This window comes from Pontibacillus salicampi (assembly GCF_042434395.1).
In the GTDB taxonomy this organism is placed as follows: Bacteria; Bacillota; Bacilli; order Bacillales; family BH030062; genus Pontibacillus; species Pontibacillus salicampi.
In genome coordinates this window covers 98,361-112,771 of the sequence record NZ_JBHLTP010000005.1, presented here as the reverse complement: position 1 = coordinate 112,771, position 14,411 = coordinate 98,361, and the positions used below count along the sequence as shown (strand labels likewise).

At 36.4% G+C, this 14,411-nt stretch carries 12 protein-coding genes and 2 pseudogenes; 11 read left to right on the top strand and 3 right to left on the bottom strand.

Going from position 1 to position 14,411, the window contains the following annotated elements; translation table 11 throughout:
- The first annotated feature begins 18 nt into the window (after nt 1–18).
- The 5 genes from ACFFGV_RS08600 (at nt 19) to ACFFGV_RS08580 (ending at nt 6,193) form a co-directional block, all read left to right on the top strand.
- Nucleotides 19–933, top strand: a complete 915-nt coding sequence (locus ACFFGV_RS08600) for a diacylglycerol kinase (RefSeq protein WP_377346743.1) — start codon at nt 19–21, stop codon at nt 931–933.
- 168 nt (nt 934–1,101) lie between these two features.
- Entirely contained in the window at nt 1,102–2,505 is a 1,404-nt protein-coding gene (gene rlmD / locus ACFFGV_RS08595; protein ID WP_377346741.1) for a 23S rRNA (uracil(1939)-C(5))-methyltransferase RlmD, read from the top strand.
- Nucleotides 2,506–2,647: 142 nt separating this feature from the next.
- On the top strand, nt 2,648–4,588 hold the full coding sequence (locus ACFFGV_RS08590) for a hypothetical protein (protein WP_377346739.1): 1,941 nt from the start codon (nt 2,648–2,650) through the stop codon (nt 4,586–4,588).
- Between the two features lie 2 nt (nt 4,589–4,590).
- On the top strand, nt 4,591–5,442 hold the full coding sequence (locus tag ACFFGV_RS08585) for a hypothetical protein (protein ID WP_377346737.1): 852 nt from the start codon (nt 4,591–4,593) through the stop codon (nt 5,440–5,442).
- The gene (locus ACFFGV_RS08580) at nt 5,432–6,193 is read left to right on the top strand and encodes a hypothetical protein (protein WP_377346734.1); all 762 of its coding nucleotides are present in this window, start codon (nt 5,432–5,434) and stop codon (nt 6,191–6,193) included. The genes ACFFGV_RS08585 and ACFFGV_RS08580 overlap by 11 nt, the downstream gene beginning before the upstream one ends.
- 276 nt (nt 6,194–6,469) lie before the next feature.
- Here the strand turns inward: ACFFGV_RS08580 and ACFFGV_RS08575 are convergent, their stop codons facing one another.
- Nucleotides 6,470–6,667 carry an ATP-binding protein gene (locus ACFFGV_RS08575; protein ID WP_377346731.1) on the bottom strand — a complete coding sequence of 66 codons (198 nt, stop codon included), beginning with the start codon at nt 6,665–6,667 and terminating at the stop codon, nt 6,470–6,472.
- A gap of 14 nt (nt 6,668–6,681) precedes the next feature.
- Between ACFFGV_RS08575 and ACFFGV_RS20860 the strand changes: the two are divergent.
- The 3 genes and pseudogenes from ACFFGV_RS20860 to ACFFGV_RS08565 all read left to right on the top strand — a co-directional run.
- A pseudogene (locus tag ACFFGV_RS20860) lies at nt 6,682–6,885 on the top strand (group II intron reverse transcriptase/maturase); the annotation flags it as partial.
- Between the two features lie 211 nt (nt 6,886–7,096).
- The gene (locus ACFFGV_RS08570) at nt 7,097–8,371 is read left to right on the top strand and encodes a DNA cytosine methyltransferase (RefSeq protein WP_377346729.1); all 1,275 of its coding nucleotides are present in this window, start codon (nt 7,097–7,099) and stop codon (nt 8,369–8,371) included.
- Nucleotides 8,372–8,504: 133 nt separating this feature from the next.
- Nucleotides 8,505–10,247: a hypothetical protein gene (locus ACFFGV_RS08565; RefSeq protein WP_377346726.1), complete on the top strand. Its 1,743-nt coding sequence runs from the start codon at nt 8,505–8,507 to the stop codon at nt 10,245–10,247.
- A gap of 306 nt (nt 10,248–10,553) precedes the next feature.
- On the opposite strand, the pseudogene ACFFGV_RS08560 reads toward ACFFGV_RS08565, so the two are convergent.
- Nucleotides 10,554–10,694 (bottom strand): annotated as a pseudogene (locus ACFFGV_RS08560) (transposase); the annotation flags it as partial.
- A 95-nt stretch (nt 10,695–10,789) separates the two neighbouring features.
- Nucleotides 10,790–11,467: a hypothetical protein gene (locus tag ACFFGV_RS08555; protein ID WP_377346723.1), complete on the bottom strand. Its 678-nt coding sequence runs from the start codon at nt 11,465–11,467 to the stop codon at nt 10,790–10,792.
- A 301-nt stretch (nt 11,468–11,768) separates the two neighbouring features.
- Between ACFFGV_RS08555 and ACFFGV_RS08550 the strand changes: the two genes are divergently transcribed.
- From ACFFGV_RS08550 to ACFFGV_RS08540, 3 genes are read left to right on the top strand one after another with little or no spacing between them, the layout of a single operon-like run.
- Nucleotides 11,769–13,232 carry a nitrilase-related carbon-nitrogen hydrolase gene (locus tag ACFFGV_RS08550; RefSeq protein WP_377346720.1) on the top strand — a complete coding sequence of 488 codons (1,464 nt, stop codon included), beginning with the start codon at nt 11,769–11,771 and terminating at the stop codon, nt 13,230–13,232.
- Between the two features lie 9 nt (nt 13,233–13,241).
- The gene (locus tag ACFFGV_RS08545; RefSeq protein ID WP_377346717.1) at nt 13,242–13,781 is read left to right on the top strand and encodes a LytTR family DNA-binding domain-containing protein; all 540 of its coding nucleotides are present in this window, start codon (nt 13,242–13,244) and stop codon (nt 13,779–13,781) included.
- Between the two features lie 7 nt (nt 13,782–13,788).
- Nucleotides 13,789–14,211: a hypothetical protein gene (locus ACFFGV_RS08540; protein ID WP_377346714.1), complete on the top strand. Its 423-nt coding sequence runs from the start codon at nt 13,789–13,791 to the stop codon at nt 14,209–14,211.
- Nucleotides 14,212–14,411: the final 200 nt, after the last annotated feature.

Below are 14,411 nucleotides of genomic sequence, written 5' to 3'. Positions count from 1 at the left end.
TTGGATGGAGGAAGACCTATGCAACGAGCCCGAATCATATACAATCCAACCTCAGGAAGAGAGGCCGTTAAACGAGAACTTCCAGAAATTCTCCAACGGTTCGAACAAGCTGGCTATGAAACGTCTACCCACGCTACAACGTGTGAAGGTGACGCTATAGAAGCAGCGCGTATGGCAGCGGAACGAAAATTCGACCTTGTAGTTGCTGCAGGTGGAGATGGAACAATAAATGAAGTAATTAACGGTATTGCTGAAAAGGACTATAGACCCCGTGTAGGGATTATTCCCGTTGGGACAACCAATGACTTTGCTAGAGCAATTCATGTGCCTCGAAATGTAAAGGGAGCGGTCGATGTCATTTTGGAAGGGCATCCGAAAGCTCTTGATATAGGAAGAGTAAACAATCATTACTTTGTTAATATTGCTGGTGGCGGAAAGCTTACAGAGCTTACGTATGAAGTGCCTAGTAAACTAAAGACTGTACTCGGCCAATTAGCATATTATTTAAAAGGAGTAGAAATGGTTCCTTCCATTAGACCAACCTATGTGCAAATTGAATTTGACGGGAAATGGTTTGAAGGAGAAGTAATGGTATTTCTTGTATCTAATACAAACTCTATTGGCGGCTTAGAAAAGCTGGCTCCAGATGCCTTGATGGATGATGGAATGTTTGACCTGCTTATTATTAAGAAAGTCAATATTCCCGAATTAATTCGCTTAGCAAGCCTTGCCATGAAGGGCAATCACATTAGTGATCCGAACGTTATCTACACGACAGCTAATCGCATAAAAGTGCACACGGATGAGAAAATGCAGTTGAATATTGACGGGGAATATGGCGGATTATTACCCGGGGAATTTGTCAATTTGTATCGCCACCTCGAATTTTATGTCCCAAAAACCTTTTGGGAGGAACAAGACAGTCAGAGATAATGGCTGTCTTTCGTTTTGTTATTAGAAAAATGCAGTTATCCTGTCTGTTCGTGTTGGGAATAATGATGAACAATCACCCTATCAGGAACCTAAGTTGAAAAAGCTACAGATACGGGTAATATATGATATAATTCGATAGAAATTTAAGAACGGCAAAGGAAGGTATGCATGTCTAAACCTCAACCACCTGTGAATAAAAACGAAACAATTGAACTAACCTTTGAAGACCTGACTCATGAAGGCAACGGAGTAGGAAAGGTAAACGGCTATCCCTTATTTGTGCCCTACGCCCTGCCAGGAGAAAAAGCACAAGTAAAGGTTGTTAAAGTGAAGAAGAATTTTGGATTTGGTATCCTTCTAGACGTAAAAGAAGCAAGCCAGGAACGAGTGGATCCACCATGCGATGTGTATGAAAAATGTGGAGGCTGTCAGCTGCAGCATATGAGCTACAAGATGCAGCTCGATATGAAGCAGAAGCAAGTGAAGGATGCGATGCACAAAATAGGACACCTATCCCACGTACCAGTACACCCAACCATCGGCATGGAAGACCCTTGGCGCTACCGAAATAAAGTGCAAATCCCTGTAGGCGAAACAGAAGAAGGCGGATTAAAGGCAGGCTTTTATCGGAAGAGAAGCCACGACATTATTGATATGGACACGTGTGTCATTCAGGACGAGCACAACGACCGCATGGTAGAAGCCGTTCGCCGCATCGCCGAAAAATATAGCATCGAACCATACAAAGAAGAAAACCATAGAGGCGTCCTACGTCACATCATGGTACGTACCGGTCAGACAACCGGCGACATTATGGTAGTCATCATTACGAAGACAAAGAAATTACCACATCAGGAAGCAATCGTCCAAGAAATACGCGACACATTCCCAAATGTGAAATCCATCATCCACAACGTCAACAACAAACGCACCAACGTCATTATGGGTGACCAAACGAACATCCTATGGGGAGACAAATATATCGTAGACACCATCGGAGATATTCGCTTTAACATCTCACCAAAGTCGTTCTACCAAGTCAACCCAACTCAGACGAAAGCACTATACGACCAAGCACTGCAATATGCTAATCTGAAAGGACACGAAACCGTCGTCGACGCCTATTGTGGCATAGGAACCATCAGCCTATTTCTAGCCAAGCAGGCCAAAAAGGTGCTAGGCGTCGAAATCGTCGCACCAGCCGTGGACGACGCCAAAAAGAACGCCAAACTAAACAACATCGAAAACGCTGAATTCTACGTAGGAGAAGCCGAATCCCTTCTCCCATGGTGGCAATCCCAGGGCCTCCGCCCAGACGTCATCGTCGTCGACCCACCACGAAAAGGCTGCGATGAATCACTGCTTAACGCCATGATTCAAATGCAGCCAGAAAAGATTGTGTATGTTTCTTGTAATCCATCTACTTTAGCGCGTGACCTGCGCATTCTTGAAGATGGTGGGTTTGAGACACAGGAAGTGCAGCCGGTGGATATGTTTCCGCAGACGGGGCACGTGGAGTGTGTAAGTCATCTTCGTAGAAAAAATAATAATTCAGATGGACGTCTCTCTTAAAAGAGAGGCGTTTTTTTTATAATAGAATAATGCTTTTTTTGCATAATTTCGGGCTTCTAATAAAATTTTCAATATTAAAAGCCAACAAATTTCATATATATGGTAAAATATTACCATTAACAAAGAAATAAAGGAGCCTAATATGAAATTAAACGTCAATAATTATGACAAATGGAAATTTTCATCGATACCAAATATAGAAGAATCAAATTTCAATAAAATTTTAGAACGTTTTTATAATATGGGGATAAATGGTCTTACTCGTGAAAATGCACAAAATTCTCTGGACGGTCGTTTACCTGGATATGAAAGCCCGGTTATTCTTACAATTAAAACAGGTAGTATTAAAAAATCAAATATTCCAGGTATTAACGAAGTGATTGAAAGGATTAAGTGTCTAGAAGGACGAAATGGTTATACAAAAGAAACGATACAGCACATGTTAAATAAAATTAATCAAGAAGAAGTAAGGTATATATCTTTTGAGGATTCAAATACACGAGGTCTAACAGGTGCCAGAAATGGTCAGAGTGGCTCCAAAAGAGATACATGGGGGATTTATGCCTATAGCAAGGGAGTGCACTTTGAAGAGGAGGATTCATCTCTAGAAACTTCTCGTGGGGGATCGCATGGTGTTGGAAAAATCGCTTCCAATGCTGCGTCAGATTTACATCTTATGTACTTTGCAAATTGTGATGAAAATGGCGATAAACATTTAGGTGGGACAGTTCAATTAATTGAACATCTATATAAAGACCAGTGTTACCGTTCGACTGGATATTTTACTGATATTAAATTAGAAGGAAATAAGTCTAAGTTTTACCCATATAAGAATAACTTTGATCAAGTTTTTGAGAAAAACACTCGGGGGCTTAAAATTATTATCCCTTATTTCCGTGAAGAATACGATAATGAGAGCGAAATTATCAGAAGCATATGTGACAGTTTTTTCTTATCGATTTTGGAAGGGAAATTAAAAGTAATCGTAAATGAGAAAGAGGTTACAAACGATACAATACTGAACTACATTAAAGACCCAAAATATTATGTCCAGGATATTACGGAAGCAAAAAAAGTATTCACGCCTTTGTATGTAGATACTTATTTGAATGAAACACCTGAAGTGATTAAAGTATCAGACGGTGTAGAAGATTATCATTTCAATTTATATTTTTATTATGATGAGCAAATACCGAAAGGTCGGGTTGCTATCGTTAGAACGATTGGTATGAAGATTGAGGATTTTAAAATAGAGGGGAAAGCTACTAAGCCTTTTAACGCGGTATTAATTGGGAGTTCAGCAGAAGATAAGTACTTAAAATTATTAGAAAATGAGTCGCATACTAAATTATCTCCTAATGATATAAAAGATCCTAATCAAAAGAAACGTGCAAAAAAGTTCATGAGCAATTTGTCTCGTGAAATTTCAAAAATTATTGAAGAAGCGATAAAGAAAAATAATCCAACTGACGGCCAAATGAATACTGCGGACATTTTGTATGTTTTGGAAACACAATTTAAAAAAGATTTATCTGATACTCTTGGAACCGTGATGATAAATGATGGGAAAAAATCTTTAGTAAAAACATCTAGCGATATGCCTATAAAAGAGAAGCGTGATAGAAAGGACAGTAAGCAGGGTACAAAGAAGAATCCAGGTCAATCCAAGAAGAAGCGCGATCCTTTAAAGCGACAAAAAAGCCAAGATAGTGATAAACATACTGAAAAACAAGAGCGATTATCTACCATTTATAGTGCCCATCCTGATATGGTTGAACGCCTGATAGTAGGAAATAAAGAGATGGTTAAATTTGATTTTACAAAAAGTGAGCATATAAACAATGATACGTACTGCAACATCTCTTTAGCAGTAATTGATGGAATGGGTGTGGAATACCCAAATGAATTTAACATTCAAGATAATTATAAATATATTATTGATTTAAATTCAGGCGGAAATTGCACCTCTAATCAAAATGTGATTAATAATGTTCAGATCACACAAGGGGTAGCACAACTTGAATTAAACTTAAAAGAAAGCTTAAACAAATCATTAAAATTCGTTTACTACGTAGAGGTGTAAAGATGATTTACAAAAAAGATGCAAACTTTCCATACCCTGTTTTAACGAATAACTCTAACAATTATTCAACAAATCTTTTTATTTTGGATGTAGAATTACATGAAAATACTCATAACTATCGCTTTGATTTTCAATATGAAATTGAGTCACCCTTTATCAATGATCTATTAACAAAGGACTATGTTCAATTAATATTAATTATTCAATCAAAAGATAATAAGTTTTTTAGATTAGAAAATAATCAGAAATCTGTCGAAATTGCTAAATCACGTATATCTGTTAGCAAACGTACTTCCATTCAAATGCATATACAATCAAAAGCTGAAATTGACTTCAAACAAAATGAAGATTTAAGCGGATTTTATGATTTTTTTAAAGAAGAGATAGTAGTACCCAAGCATGCGATTTTAGGTTTTTCAAATGTCGTCTTGTTTGACGGTAGCTTTAAAGAGCCATTGGAACTTTTTGAGAAAAAACTAGATGCTAATTTAAAATCAGATATAAAAATTGAACTTAGTCACGAAACAATCGTGATTTATTACAGAAAACCAGATTTCCAATTTAATAATTTACCTCAAAGCAATACGTTAAATCACCCATATATATATACTGGTTTATACGCTGCACTTCAACGCTTTATTGTGAATAACGGGGAAGATAGTGAATATGTGGACTTGGAAGTTATCGAACCACCGAGCAACCCATTAGAGTTCAAGCTATATCAATTAATGAAGAAAAAAATGATAGAAGAGCTGAGCATTAATAATATTGATGAAGTAATATATGCAATATCCGATCGTATATTAGAAAAATATACATCAGTGGTAAAGGGGTTAATTTCACATGGAAGTTAAGCTATTAGCTAATGGGTATAAACAAAATGAACAGTTTTATAAAGATTTTTTAGAAGATCAAATACATCTCAAAGACGAGTATTTCTCCGGAGAAGTTGTAAATCTAGCACAAGCCCCGGAATTTCCTATATATATGGCTCATGAAAATGAAAGAGATAAAAAACAATTATTTTTTGAAGCTATTGAAATTTTAGCGGAAAATTACTTGAATACAGATAGAGATATTCACTTTGATGAGCTATTTTGGCACTCCTTATTAGTAACAACTAAACGAGAATTCTTGTTAAAAAATTATCCTCAAATCAAACAAAGTATGAACCAATTCCATAATGTTGTCTTAAAAAATTTCGATTGGGAAAACTATATTTATAAGTGTGTTCTTGGTGCTCAATATATAAATGATAGTGTTGGTGATGAAAGAGATCGAAAAAGATATTATAGTTTACTAGTTGATAATCTAGATTTATACAATTACATTATAAAATATGAAATATTCCGAAATGACAATTTTTTGATAAATATATTAGACATCATAGATGATTTGAACCTTTCAAAAGTTATGAAATCAAAAATAAAGGGGAGAGATGATCTAGGAAAGGATGAAAGGGTAGGTAGACGTGTAATCTTTGAATTTAATAAAAGTTACCCAGTCATTATGTCTCCTATGTTAGAGAAAGAGGAATTGAAAGAAATATTTTTAGAGTATTTAGGGTATTATTATGATCTGTCTCAAACAGTGACCCAGGTATAAAGATACTAGAGTAATCAAAAAAGAAAAGCAGGGACCTGGTAATAAAGGATTCCTGCTTTTCTTTTGGCTCTACAATATTTGTTAGGGTCTCTGAAGATTTAAGCAAAAAAATAAACGCAAACTCCTATACCCACTATACTTAAATTTCCAGAAACAAATATAAATAGGAGTTGCGTCCGCATGCATTTTAACAAGAAATTACCTGGTTTAGAAGAAGTGTGTAGACACTCAAGTCGAATTTTACACTTTTTTCTCGTTTCCCCTTTACACTTCTGATCACAGCCACTCAAATGTACCAGCCTCTGCTGAAAATATGCTTTTTCTATTTTTCATACAATGACTCTCCTCATTCTCTCCGCCATGAATAAGTTCCACACGATGGAGTAAACGGTCTGAAATTGCTAACGAAATCTCGTGATCGCTAATTAAATGCCCCCATTTCTCTGGACTTTTACTTGAGGTCAGAATGTTCAAACTTCGTTTGTATATATAAACTCCCTAAAACAAAGAAAAGGAAGTTAATCCATTTGGGTGTTCCGAAGAGGAAAGCACACGAGTGGGCAAACTCAAGGAAGGACTATTGGCGTATAGCTAATAGCCCAATACTAAATAAAACCCTAAACAATTCCTGTTGGAATCGTTTAGGACTTCGTAGTTTATCGCAACGATATAAATTTTTACGTCAACCGTAAGGAAACCGCCGAGTACGGACCCGTACGCTCGGTGGTGTGAGAGGACGGAGGTTAGTCGCCTCCTCCTATTCGATTTTTAAATTTTAATAGTCCACTGAGCTGGCTATTAATGAATTATCTTATTTTTTTTAACTTTTCATAATAGAGATGTTAGAGTGGCCTTATTTTAATAGTAGTGTTATAATGTTTTTCAAGAGGGAGGTCTTCTGTTATGAAAATTGAAGAAAGAGGTCGTGGAAAATATAGACCTACATCAGATTACACATCAGAAGATGTTAAAAATATACTACTAGAAAAAATAGAAGAAGAAACGTCAAGGATTTATGAAGACGAAGATGATATAGATGTATTAGAAACCACAGAATATAAAAAAGATAAGTTTAATGTGATAAGTTTATTCTCTGGTTGTGGTGGATTAGATTTAGGGTTTGAATTATCCGGTTTGGAAGGTATGGTTGGAAAAGAAAAGGCAATGAATGCATTCAAAGATGGTAATGAATATGATGAAATTAGGCAAAAGAGCGTATTCCATACTATATATACTAATGACTTATTTAAGGAAGCTAACGCCTCATATAGAAAAAACTTTCTTAATACGGCCTTTCAACATGAAAAAGACATTAGGAAAGTAAAGTATTTTCCAAAAACAGATATGGTTATAGGTGGATTTCCATGCCCAGGTTTTAGTGGAGCTGGACCAAGATTAGTTGATGATGATAGAAACTTCTTATATATTCACTTTATAAGGTGCATTATGCAATCACAACCTGAAATCTTTGTGGCTGAGAATGTAAAAGGTTTAATGACATTAGGTAAAGGTGAAGTAATGAAACAAATAATTGAAGATTTCTCATCAGCTGGCTACAATGTAAAATTTAAACTTATTAATTCGAGAGATTATGGTGTGCCTCAGGTTAGAGAGCGTGTAATTATTGTTGGGGTGAAAAAGGGAATTGATTTCCAATATGAATTTCCAGAACCTACGCATGGAGATGCTGAAGGACTAAAACCATATGTTACTTTGGAAGATGCAATAGGGGATTTAAGAGAGAAGCCAGGACCTTATTTTACAGGTTCTTTCTCTTCCATTTATTTGTCACGTAACCGCAAAAAAAGTTGGGATGACCAGAGCTTTACAATACAGGCATCTGGAAGACAAGCCCCACTTCATCCGGATGGGGCTTCTATGGTGAAAGTAGGCACAGATCAGTGGATATTACCTGATGGAGAAGAAAATCATAGAAGGTTATCAGTAAGAGAAATTGCAAGAATACAAACCTTTCCAGATTGGTTTGAGTTTAGCGCCGGTGGTAACTCTAAAACATCAGAAAATGGGCGATTAGATAAGCAATATAAGCAAATAGGTAATGCTGTGCCGGTTTTAATGGCTAAAGCAGTTGCAGACCCTATAACAGAGTGGGCAATAAAGAGGATTAGAAATAGAAAATTAGATGAAGAACACGTGCAACAAGTAAGTTTATTATAACTATTTGATTTTAATCATCTTTTACGAAGTACGATACTAAAAATAGTATCGTACTTCTTTATGAAGACTAGTTTTTTGTTTATTGTTCAATTTTTAGCAGGATATATTATAATTATAGTGGGGAGGTGGAGCTATGAGCAAGGGTCCAAGAGAACTAGGAGACGAGCATGTGAAAGATGTGCATCGAGCCCTTTTAATTTCATTGCAGAATCACTCATTGCAAGAATTTCCAATGACTGTATCTAAAACAGTAGAATACATTAGAGAACTTTATCCCGAAATTAAGTATGCTTATTCAAAATTCGAATTTTCTATACCTGATCAGGAAAGTGATGTTACCTTAATACTACATAACGGAGAAACCATTAACGTAAACCTTTTTAAAATTAAAAAAGGAGCTCAAATCCAGCAAAAAAACTTAGGGGCAAAGAGTTTTTTTGAAAAGTATTTTCTCTCCAAGGACTTACAAGACATATTTAATTCTAAGTTAGAAAAATACTATAACGAATTCTTAAACGAATTGGTTACTTATAAAATTGGAGAGGATCATTATATTCAAAGTACTAAGGAGTTAAAAAGATTAGTAGCTACTCATTTTCCGACATTTTCTTCAGGTATTTCTAATGAAGCTAGAGAAACTTTCTTATACAGTTTAAGAGAAACTTGTTTTGAGTTGTTAAAGGAGTCATATAATCTTAGGAGCCATAAACTTCAACATGCTTACAATAGATTATTGATGAGTGATGAAATAACAATTATTACTAAGTATTATGAGCCGGTAGTTAAAAGGCGTAAAGACATTAGTGTTGAAAAACTCGATTTACGAGAACCGGATTTTAACGATATTCATCTATATAAGAAAGGTAAGAATATTGTAGGGGTTAGGTTTGGTCAAGTAGGGGTTACTTTAAGGTTTAAATTTGAATCCAATCCAGTATCTTCTATTAAACTTGCTGTAAGCTATGAAATATTTAATCCGACTTCTTCAAGCGTTCACCAAAACTATCTCACCAAAAAAGGTTTGCGGAACATAATTACTAAACATAGACACGATGTAAAGAAAAATGATAGTAATGCTGTTGGGAAATGTCATGAAGCTATTTCTTATTACTATTTCTTAGAGGAGTTTCAAAGTATTAGACAAGCTGAGTTCAATGAATGTATTAAATTACTTGAGCGCTATTATCAATCGATAAAGCAAGAAACTCTAGAAGAATTATTTGCATCTACTGGTACAATAATTCCAATAATATCAGATTATTTAAATGCTAAATATGGAAGTTATCTAATCGAAGAGATAGAGTTAGTTCCCGATAGCTATCTGCTTAACAAGTTAGACACAGGGGATATTAAGCTATTGCTACGTGTAAATGGAGGGAATTACATATCAGAAAAGATATCCTTGAAAGCAATTGCGAAGAAAGGAAGCAAGATCACTACGAAAAATCCAGGGATTGGTACTATTCTGGGTGAAGACTACTTTAATATAGGCAGTATGCAAAGTGTTAACGATGAAGTAAAAGAAAAGTTTGAGACATACCAATTAAATCGATCAGAAAGCCTAGAAGAGATTTCAAAGGAATTAGGAGTGAGTTTGATAAGCGCTGATCAGATGCAATTGAAACAAGGGGTAGAAAATTTACTAGGTGAAGCGTTGATGGTTGTTACATACTATAAAGATAATATTAGCGTATGCAAGCAACACTCAGAAATTAATAGTGAAATAGTAGTTTCAGTACAAGATCCTACAAATATACAAAACACCTTATATTGGAACAATTGGAGTGAACAGCTTAGTATGAGAGCTAAGTTCAGTAAGGGAGCAAAACATGGCTGGTCATCTATTAAGTTTACAGCAGAATATAAACCATATTAGCTCTATATAAATTTTTATATTTTTGCTTTAACCATAATTGTGGATTATAAAACAAATTATTACTATAGGGATGAGGTTCTGGTGAAAATTAGGTCTTGGGTTTCAATTATGCAATGAAATTCTCAAAAATCACCCTTCCCAATTATCTTCAACAAGAAATGGGGAAATTACATTATAGTGGGGGGGGCAGATATACTAATCGTTTTCCATTAAGATTACATTTCAAAGTGTAAGCAAATTAAACCATCAATAGTTTGTTTAAGGTAAATACTACTACATCTTATTTCTGGATGTCACGCTTCAATTACGGTTCGACCATTTGTCATTGTACTCCTTTGCTTGAAGGTAAACGATCTTTTCAGCTGCTTGTTCGCCAGGCAACCTGTTCATGGTTTTGGATCGTATCTTAATCTCCTTCATGGTACGCTCAATAATGTTCGTTGTATATTCTTGAAGAACAGACAGCATTTTTTCCTTCTATTTTGTGAAGAATATAGCTCTTGAACTGTGAACATTGCATGTGCAGAAGGATAACAACGCAACTATAGGTTTCGAGCTCTTTTAGCAGCTTCATTAGCTTCGTGTTGCTTTAAATTCGCCCTATTGACTCTGTTGTTGAAGTGATGCGTGTTGACATTATGTTGGGCTTGCTTTCCTGCATGCTTCCAAGCATAATCGGCTTCTTTTTGCTTTTGTCTTGCCTGCCATTGTGCATTATTTTTTAATTCCCTCTCATTATTCGAATTGCTCGAACCTCCGCCAGAAACGTCCCCTCTATAAGGAGAACCACCTCCTTTAGAAGAAGAGCGACTTCCACTATCAGAAAAAATACTAGGAATGACAAATACAGAATAACCCACATCGACAAGTAGCTTTAATACTCCTTTTCCCAATAATTTAATCAGTTTTAGTAGAAATACTATTACCTTGAGTGTAGTTAAACTTGGGAAAAATCTATCTCTTAATTTAAGCAATCCTATAGTAATCAACATACTAAATAATGCAGCAGGAATCGCAAGTAATAGACCCGAAGGGCCAACTGAATAATTATATGTATAAATTGTTTGATTATTAGTATTCAACAGTTTAGTTAACTCTTTATCTGCAATATTATTCAAGATTTTAGTAAAAATAAAAGTGAACGCCAAAAACCATATTGCTACACTCTTTGTAACCCCTTTTCGCTTTACTGTTATTTTCCAACTAGAAATCTTTAACATTTCTTCACCCTCCTTATTGCTTAATTTTTAATGGAAAAACAAGTTTAAATGATGCTATATTACCATTTTCATAAAATTAATATAGCACATATTGTTTAGAAGAGTACACTTCAATTATTCTGAAACGTCTATCTCCAACTGAAGATAGACGTTTTACTCTATATAAAGCGTTTGAATAAACTAAAAGTCACTCCTCCAATTGTCCTCCTTACCTCCCTTTCTGTCCCTTCTGCCATCAACAACAAGCCACCAGCCGCCTATCCTTCTATACTCAAAGTATCAAGGAAAGGGAGTGGTTGGGATGAAGTGGTATCAAATGTTGGTGTTGTTGGGGGTAGGTGGGTTATTCATGGCATTAAGCAATGGGAGGTTCCTATTAGCTCCTGCAGCTTGGCTGTTTCCAGTCATATTTTTGTTTGCGATTAGGGACATGGGTTGGAGGATAGCCTTGGTTAGCTTGACTTTGGTGATGGCGATTGGGAACCAGCTGAGTTTTCATAAGATGTTGCCGAGCTTGCCAATTCCTCTATTTGAATATGTTCCAGCGCTTGCTGGAGCTATGTATGCGATTCCTTTTGTACTGCAAAAGGTAGTATATCAAAGAACACACTCGTTTGTAGCAACATTATTTCTACCTTGTGTGTACACACTTCTGGATTATCTTAATGTGTATGTTAATCCATTTGGAACCTTTGGAGTGCTTGGCTATTCTCAGCATGAATTTTTAGCTGTGGCACAGGTTGCTTCTGTTGTAGGGGTGACAGGGATTACGTTTCTAATTATATGGACTGCATCTATCGTCTATTGGTTAAGTTTATCAGCTCCTGGTGTTTCAAAAAGAAAGGTAGCGCTTGTTACGGGTGCAGCCTTAATGCTGTTGGTGACGTGGGGAGGGATAAGGGTAAATCACACCATTGAAGAAGACACTGTTCTTGTATCAGGCCTCCACACTATTGATCGCACAGATGGGGAAGTGCTGGAGATTTTCAGCTTACACAGTAAGGAGGAAGAAAGTTTTCTCCAAAAGGCGGAGGAAAGGATGGAGCAGGTCATAAACCAAACAGAAGCGGAGGCTAGAACTGGAGCAAACATCATTCATCATGCAGAAGGGGTGGTCGTAATTGATGAAGCACAGAAAGAAGCGTATCTACAGCGGTTAGGGGAGGTTGCTGAGCGGTGGGGTGTGTATATAGTGACGGTGCCGTACATCTTTACGGAGAAGGAGAATCCCAACGAGAATGTACTGTATATTATTGATTCTGATGGTGAGGTTGCCCTAGAGCATTATAAGTATGGTGGGAATATAGTCGAAAAAACAGTGGAGGGGGAGAAAACCATTCCTTTTGTTGATACGGAATATGGGAGAATGGCAGGAATTATTTGCTGGGATAAGGATTTCCCTACTGTGGTGGATCAAATAGGAGAGCAAGATGTGGATCTTTTGTTTATACCCTCAGCAGACTGGAAAGAGATATCTCCTTATCATACCATCGTTGGAAATTTCAGAGGGATCGAAAATGGTGCGAATGTGATTACCCAGACGGTTAATGGTATGTCTATGATAGCAGATTACAAAGGGCAAACGCTCGTTAAGATGGATCATTTCACCACAGACCACTGGGTGATGAGAGGCCACGTATCTACTAGTGGAATCGCTACAGCCTATTCCTCGTGGGGGAAATATTTCATAGGGTGTATTATAATGACATTGATGCTTTCATTCCTATTTATATATCGTTCAAAGAAGAGAAGACGTATCTCGTAAGGAGTTGTAATGAAATTAGGTCTAGTATGTGATAATCAAATTCGGCAGGAACTAGTGGAAAAGTGTAAGGCACTTGGAATAGAAATGTACACCAATGCGGATGTGTACTTGGTTCAAGAGGGGCTCCATCATGGTTTTTTACCATGTATAGTCTTTGACCCAAATCGCATAGAGGACGTAGTGCGCATGTTGCCCAACCTTGTAGCTACCTCAGCTAGCTCTAAAATGGTAGGGATGATAGAGGAGGAATATTACGTCATCCATCAGGAAGACATATTATATTTGGAAGCAATGGATTCCTATGTTCATTGTCATACAGCTGATGAAGTATTCCGACTAAAGGAAAGACTGTTTCAATTGGAGGCTCGTTTACCAAGTGACCGTTTTGTTAAAGTAAGCAGATCCTTCATCGTAAATATAGATGCCGTAGTCAAAATCATACCGTGGTTTAATCGCAGATTACTGCTTCAGTTTGGTCACTCCAAAAAAGAAGTAGAGGTATCCAAAAGCTATGTTGGGGCTTTTAAAGAGTTTTTAGGAATGAAGTAGGTGAAGAATGAAAAAATATTTTGTAGAAGCATTGATGCTATCAATCGTAATTGGAATTTGTATTCGCATATTAGCTCTTTTGATAACCAATCAGCCTTTATTGGTAAATGTAGAAGGGTATTTGGTTAGTATTGGGATTGCTGTTATGTCTTGTGCTTTATCGATAATCCTTCATGTTAAGGTGCTCACAAACCAACGGTATTCTTTTCTCACCAAAGCGCTAGTTTCATCTTTGCTAATCCTATTGATTTATGTAACAGGTAACTTGTACTTTGGCGGTATAGAAGTTATGTATGGGTTCGCCTTTTATGCTTACGGGGCAGTTATTTTGCTTATCTCTTTGCCCCTCCTTTATCGGTTGAATAGTAAAATACGCCAGTATAATAAATTTTTGCACGCTAAACAGAAGCAGAGAAGGGATTATTTATAACGATTACCACAGCTCTTCAGACAGACCCCCAGGAATTCGTGAATGCCATGAAGGGCGTAGAATCATGAAGCTTTGTGACGTGATTAGTTATAATGGGGAGATAGGCTTTTTAAGAACAGTTTGACCAGCATTGTATGAGCCATTATTAAAATTAATGAGCTATTGCTGGACTTTCAAGAGCCATTATAGAGCTATTTCCT

Excerpts from the sequence above, each read along its gene's own strand:
- ACFFGV_RS08600 (WP_377346743.1), top strand. The coding sequence starts at position 19 with ATGCAACGAGCCCGAATCATATACAATCCAACCTCAGGAAGAGAGGCC.
- rlmD (WP_377346741.1), top strand. The coding sequence starts at position 1,102 with ATGTCTAAACCTCAACCACCTGTGAATAAAAACGAAACAATTGAACTA.
- ACFFGV_RS08590 (WP_377346739.1), top strand. The coding sequence starts at position 2,648 with ATGAAATTAAACGTCAATAATTATGACAAATGGAAATTTTCATCGATA.
- ACFFGV_RS08585 (WP_377346737.1), top strand. The coding sequence starts at position 4,591 with ATGATTTACAAAAAAGATGCAAACTTTCCATACCCTGTTTTAACGAAT.
- ACFFGV_RS08580 (WP_377346734.1), top strand. The coding sequence starts at position 5,432 with ATGGAAGTTAAGCTATTAGCTAATGGGTATAAACAAAATGAACAGTTT.
- ACFFGV_RS08570 (WP_377346729.1), top strand. The coding sequence starts at position 7,097 with ATGAAAATTGAAGAAAGAGGTCGTGGAAAATATAGACCTACATCAGAT.
- ACFFGV_RS08565 (WP_377346726.1), top strand. The coding sequence starts at position 8,505 with ATGAGCAAGGGTCCAAGAGAACTAGGAGACGAGCATGTGAAAGATGTG.
- ACFFGV_RS08555 (WP_377346723.1), bottom strand. The coding sequence starts at position 11,467 with ATGTTAAAGATTTCTAGTTGGAAAATAACAGTAAAGCGAAAAGGGGTT.
- ACFFGV_RS08550 (WP_377346720.1), top strand. The coding sequence starts at position 11,769 with ATGAAGTGGTATCAAATGTTGGTGTTGTTGGGGGTAGGTGGGTTATTC.
- ACFFGV_RS08545 (WP_377346717.1), top strand. The coding sequence starts at position 13,242 with ATGAAATTAGGTCTAGTATGTGATAATCAAATTCGGCAGGAACTAGTG.
- ACFFGV_RS08540 (WP_377346714.1), top strand. The coding sequence starts at position 13,789 with ATGAAAAAATATTTTGTAGAAGCATTGATGCTATCAATCGTAATTGGA.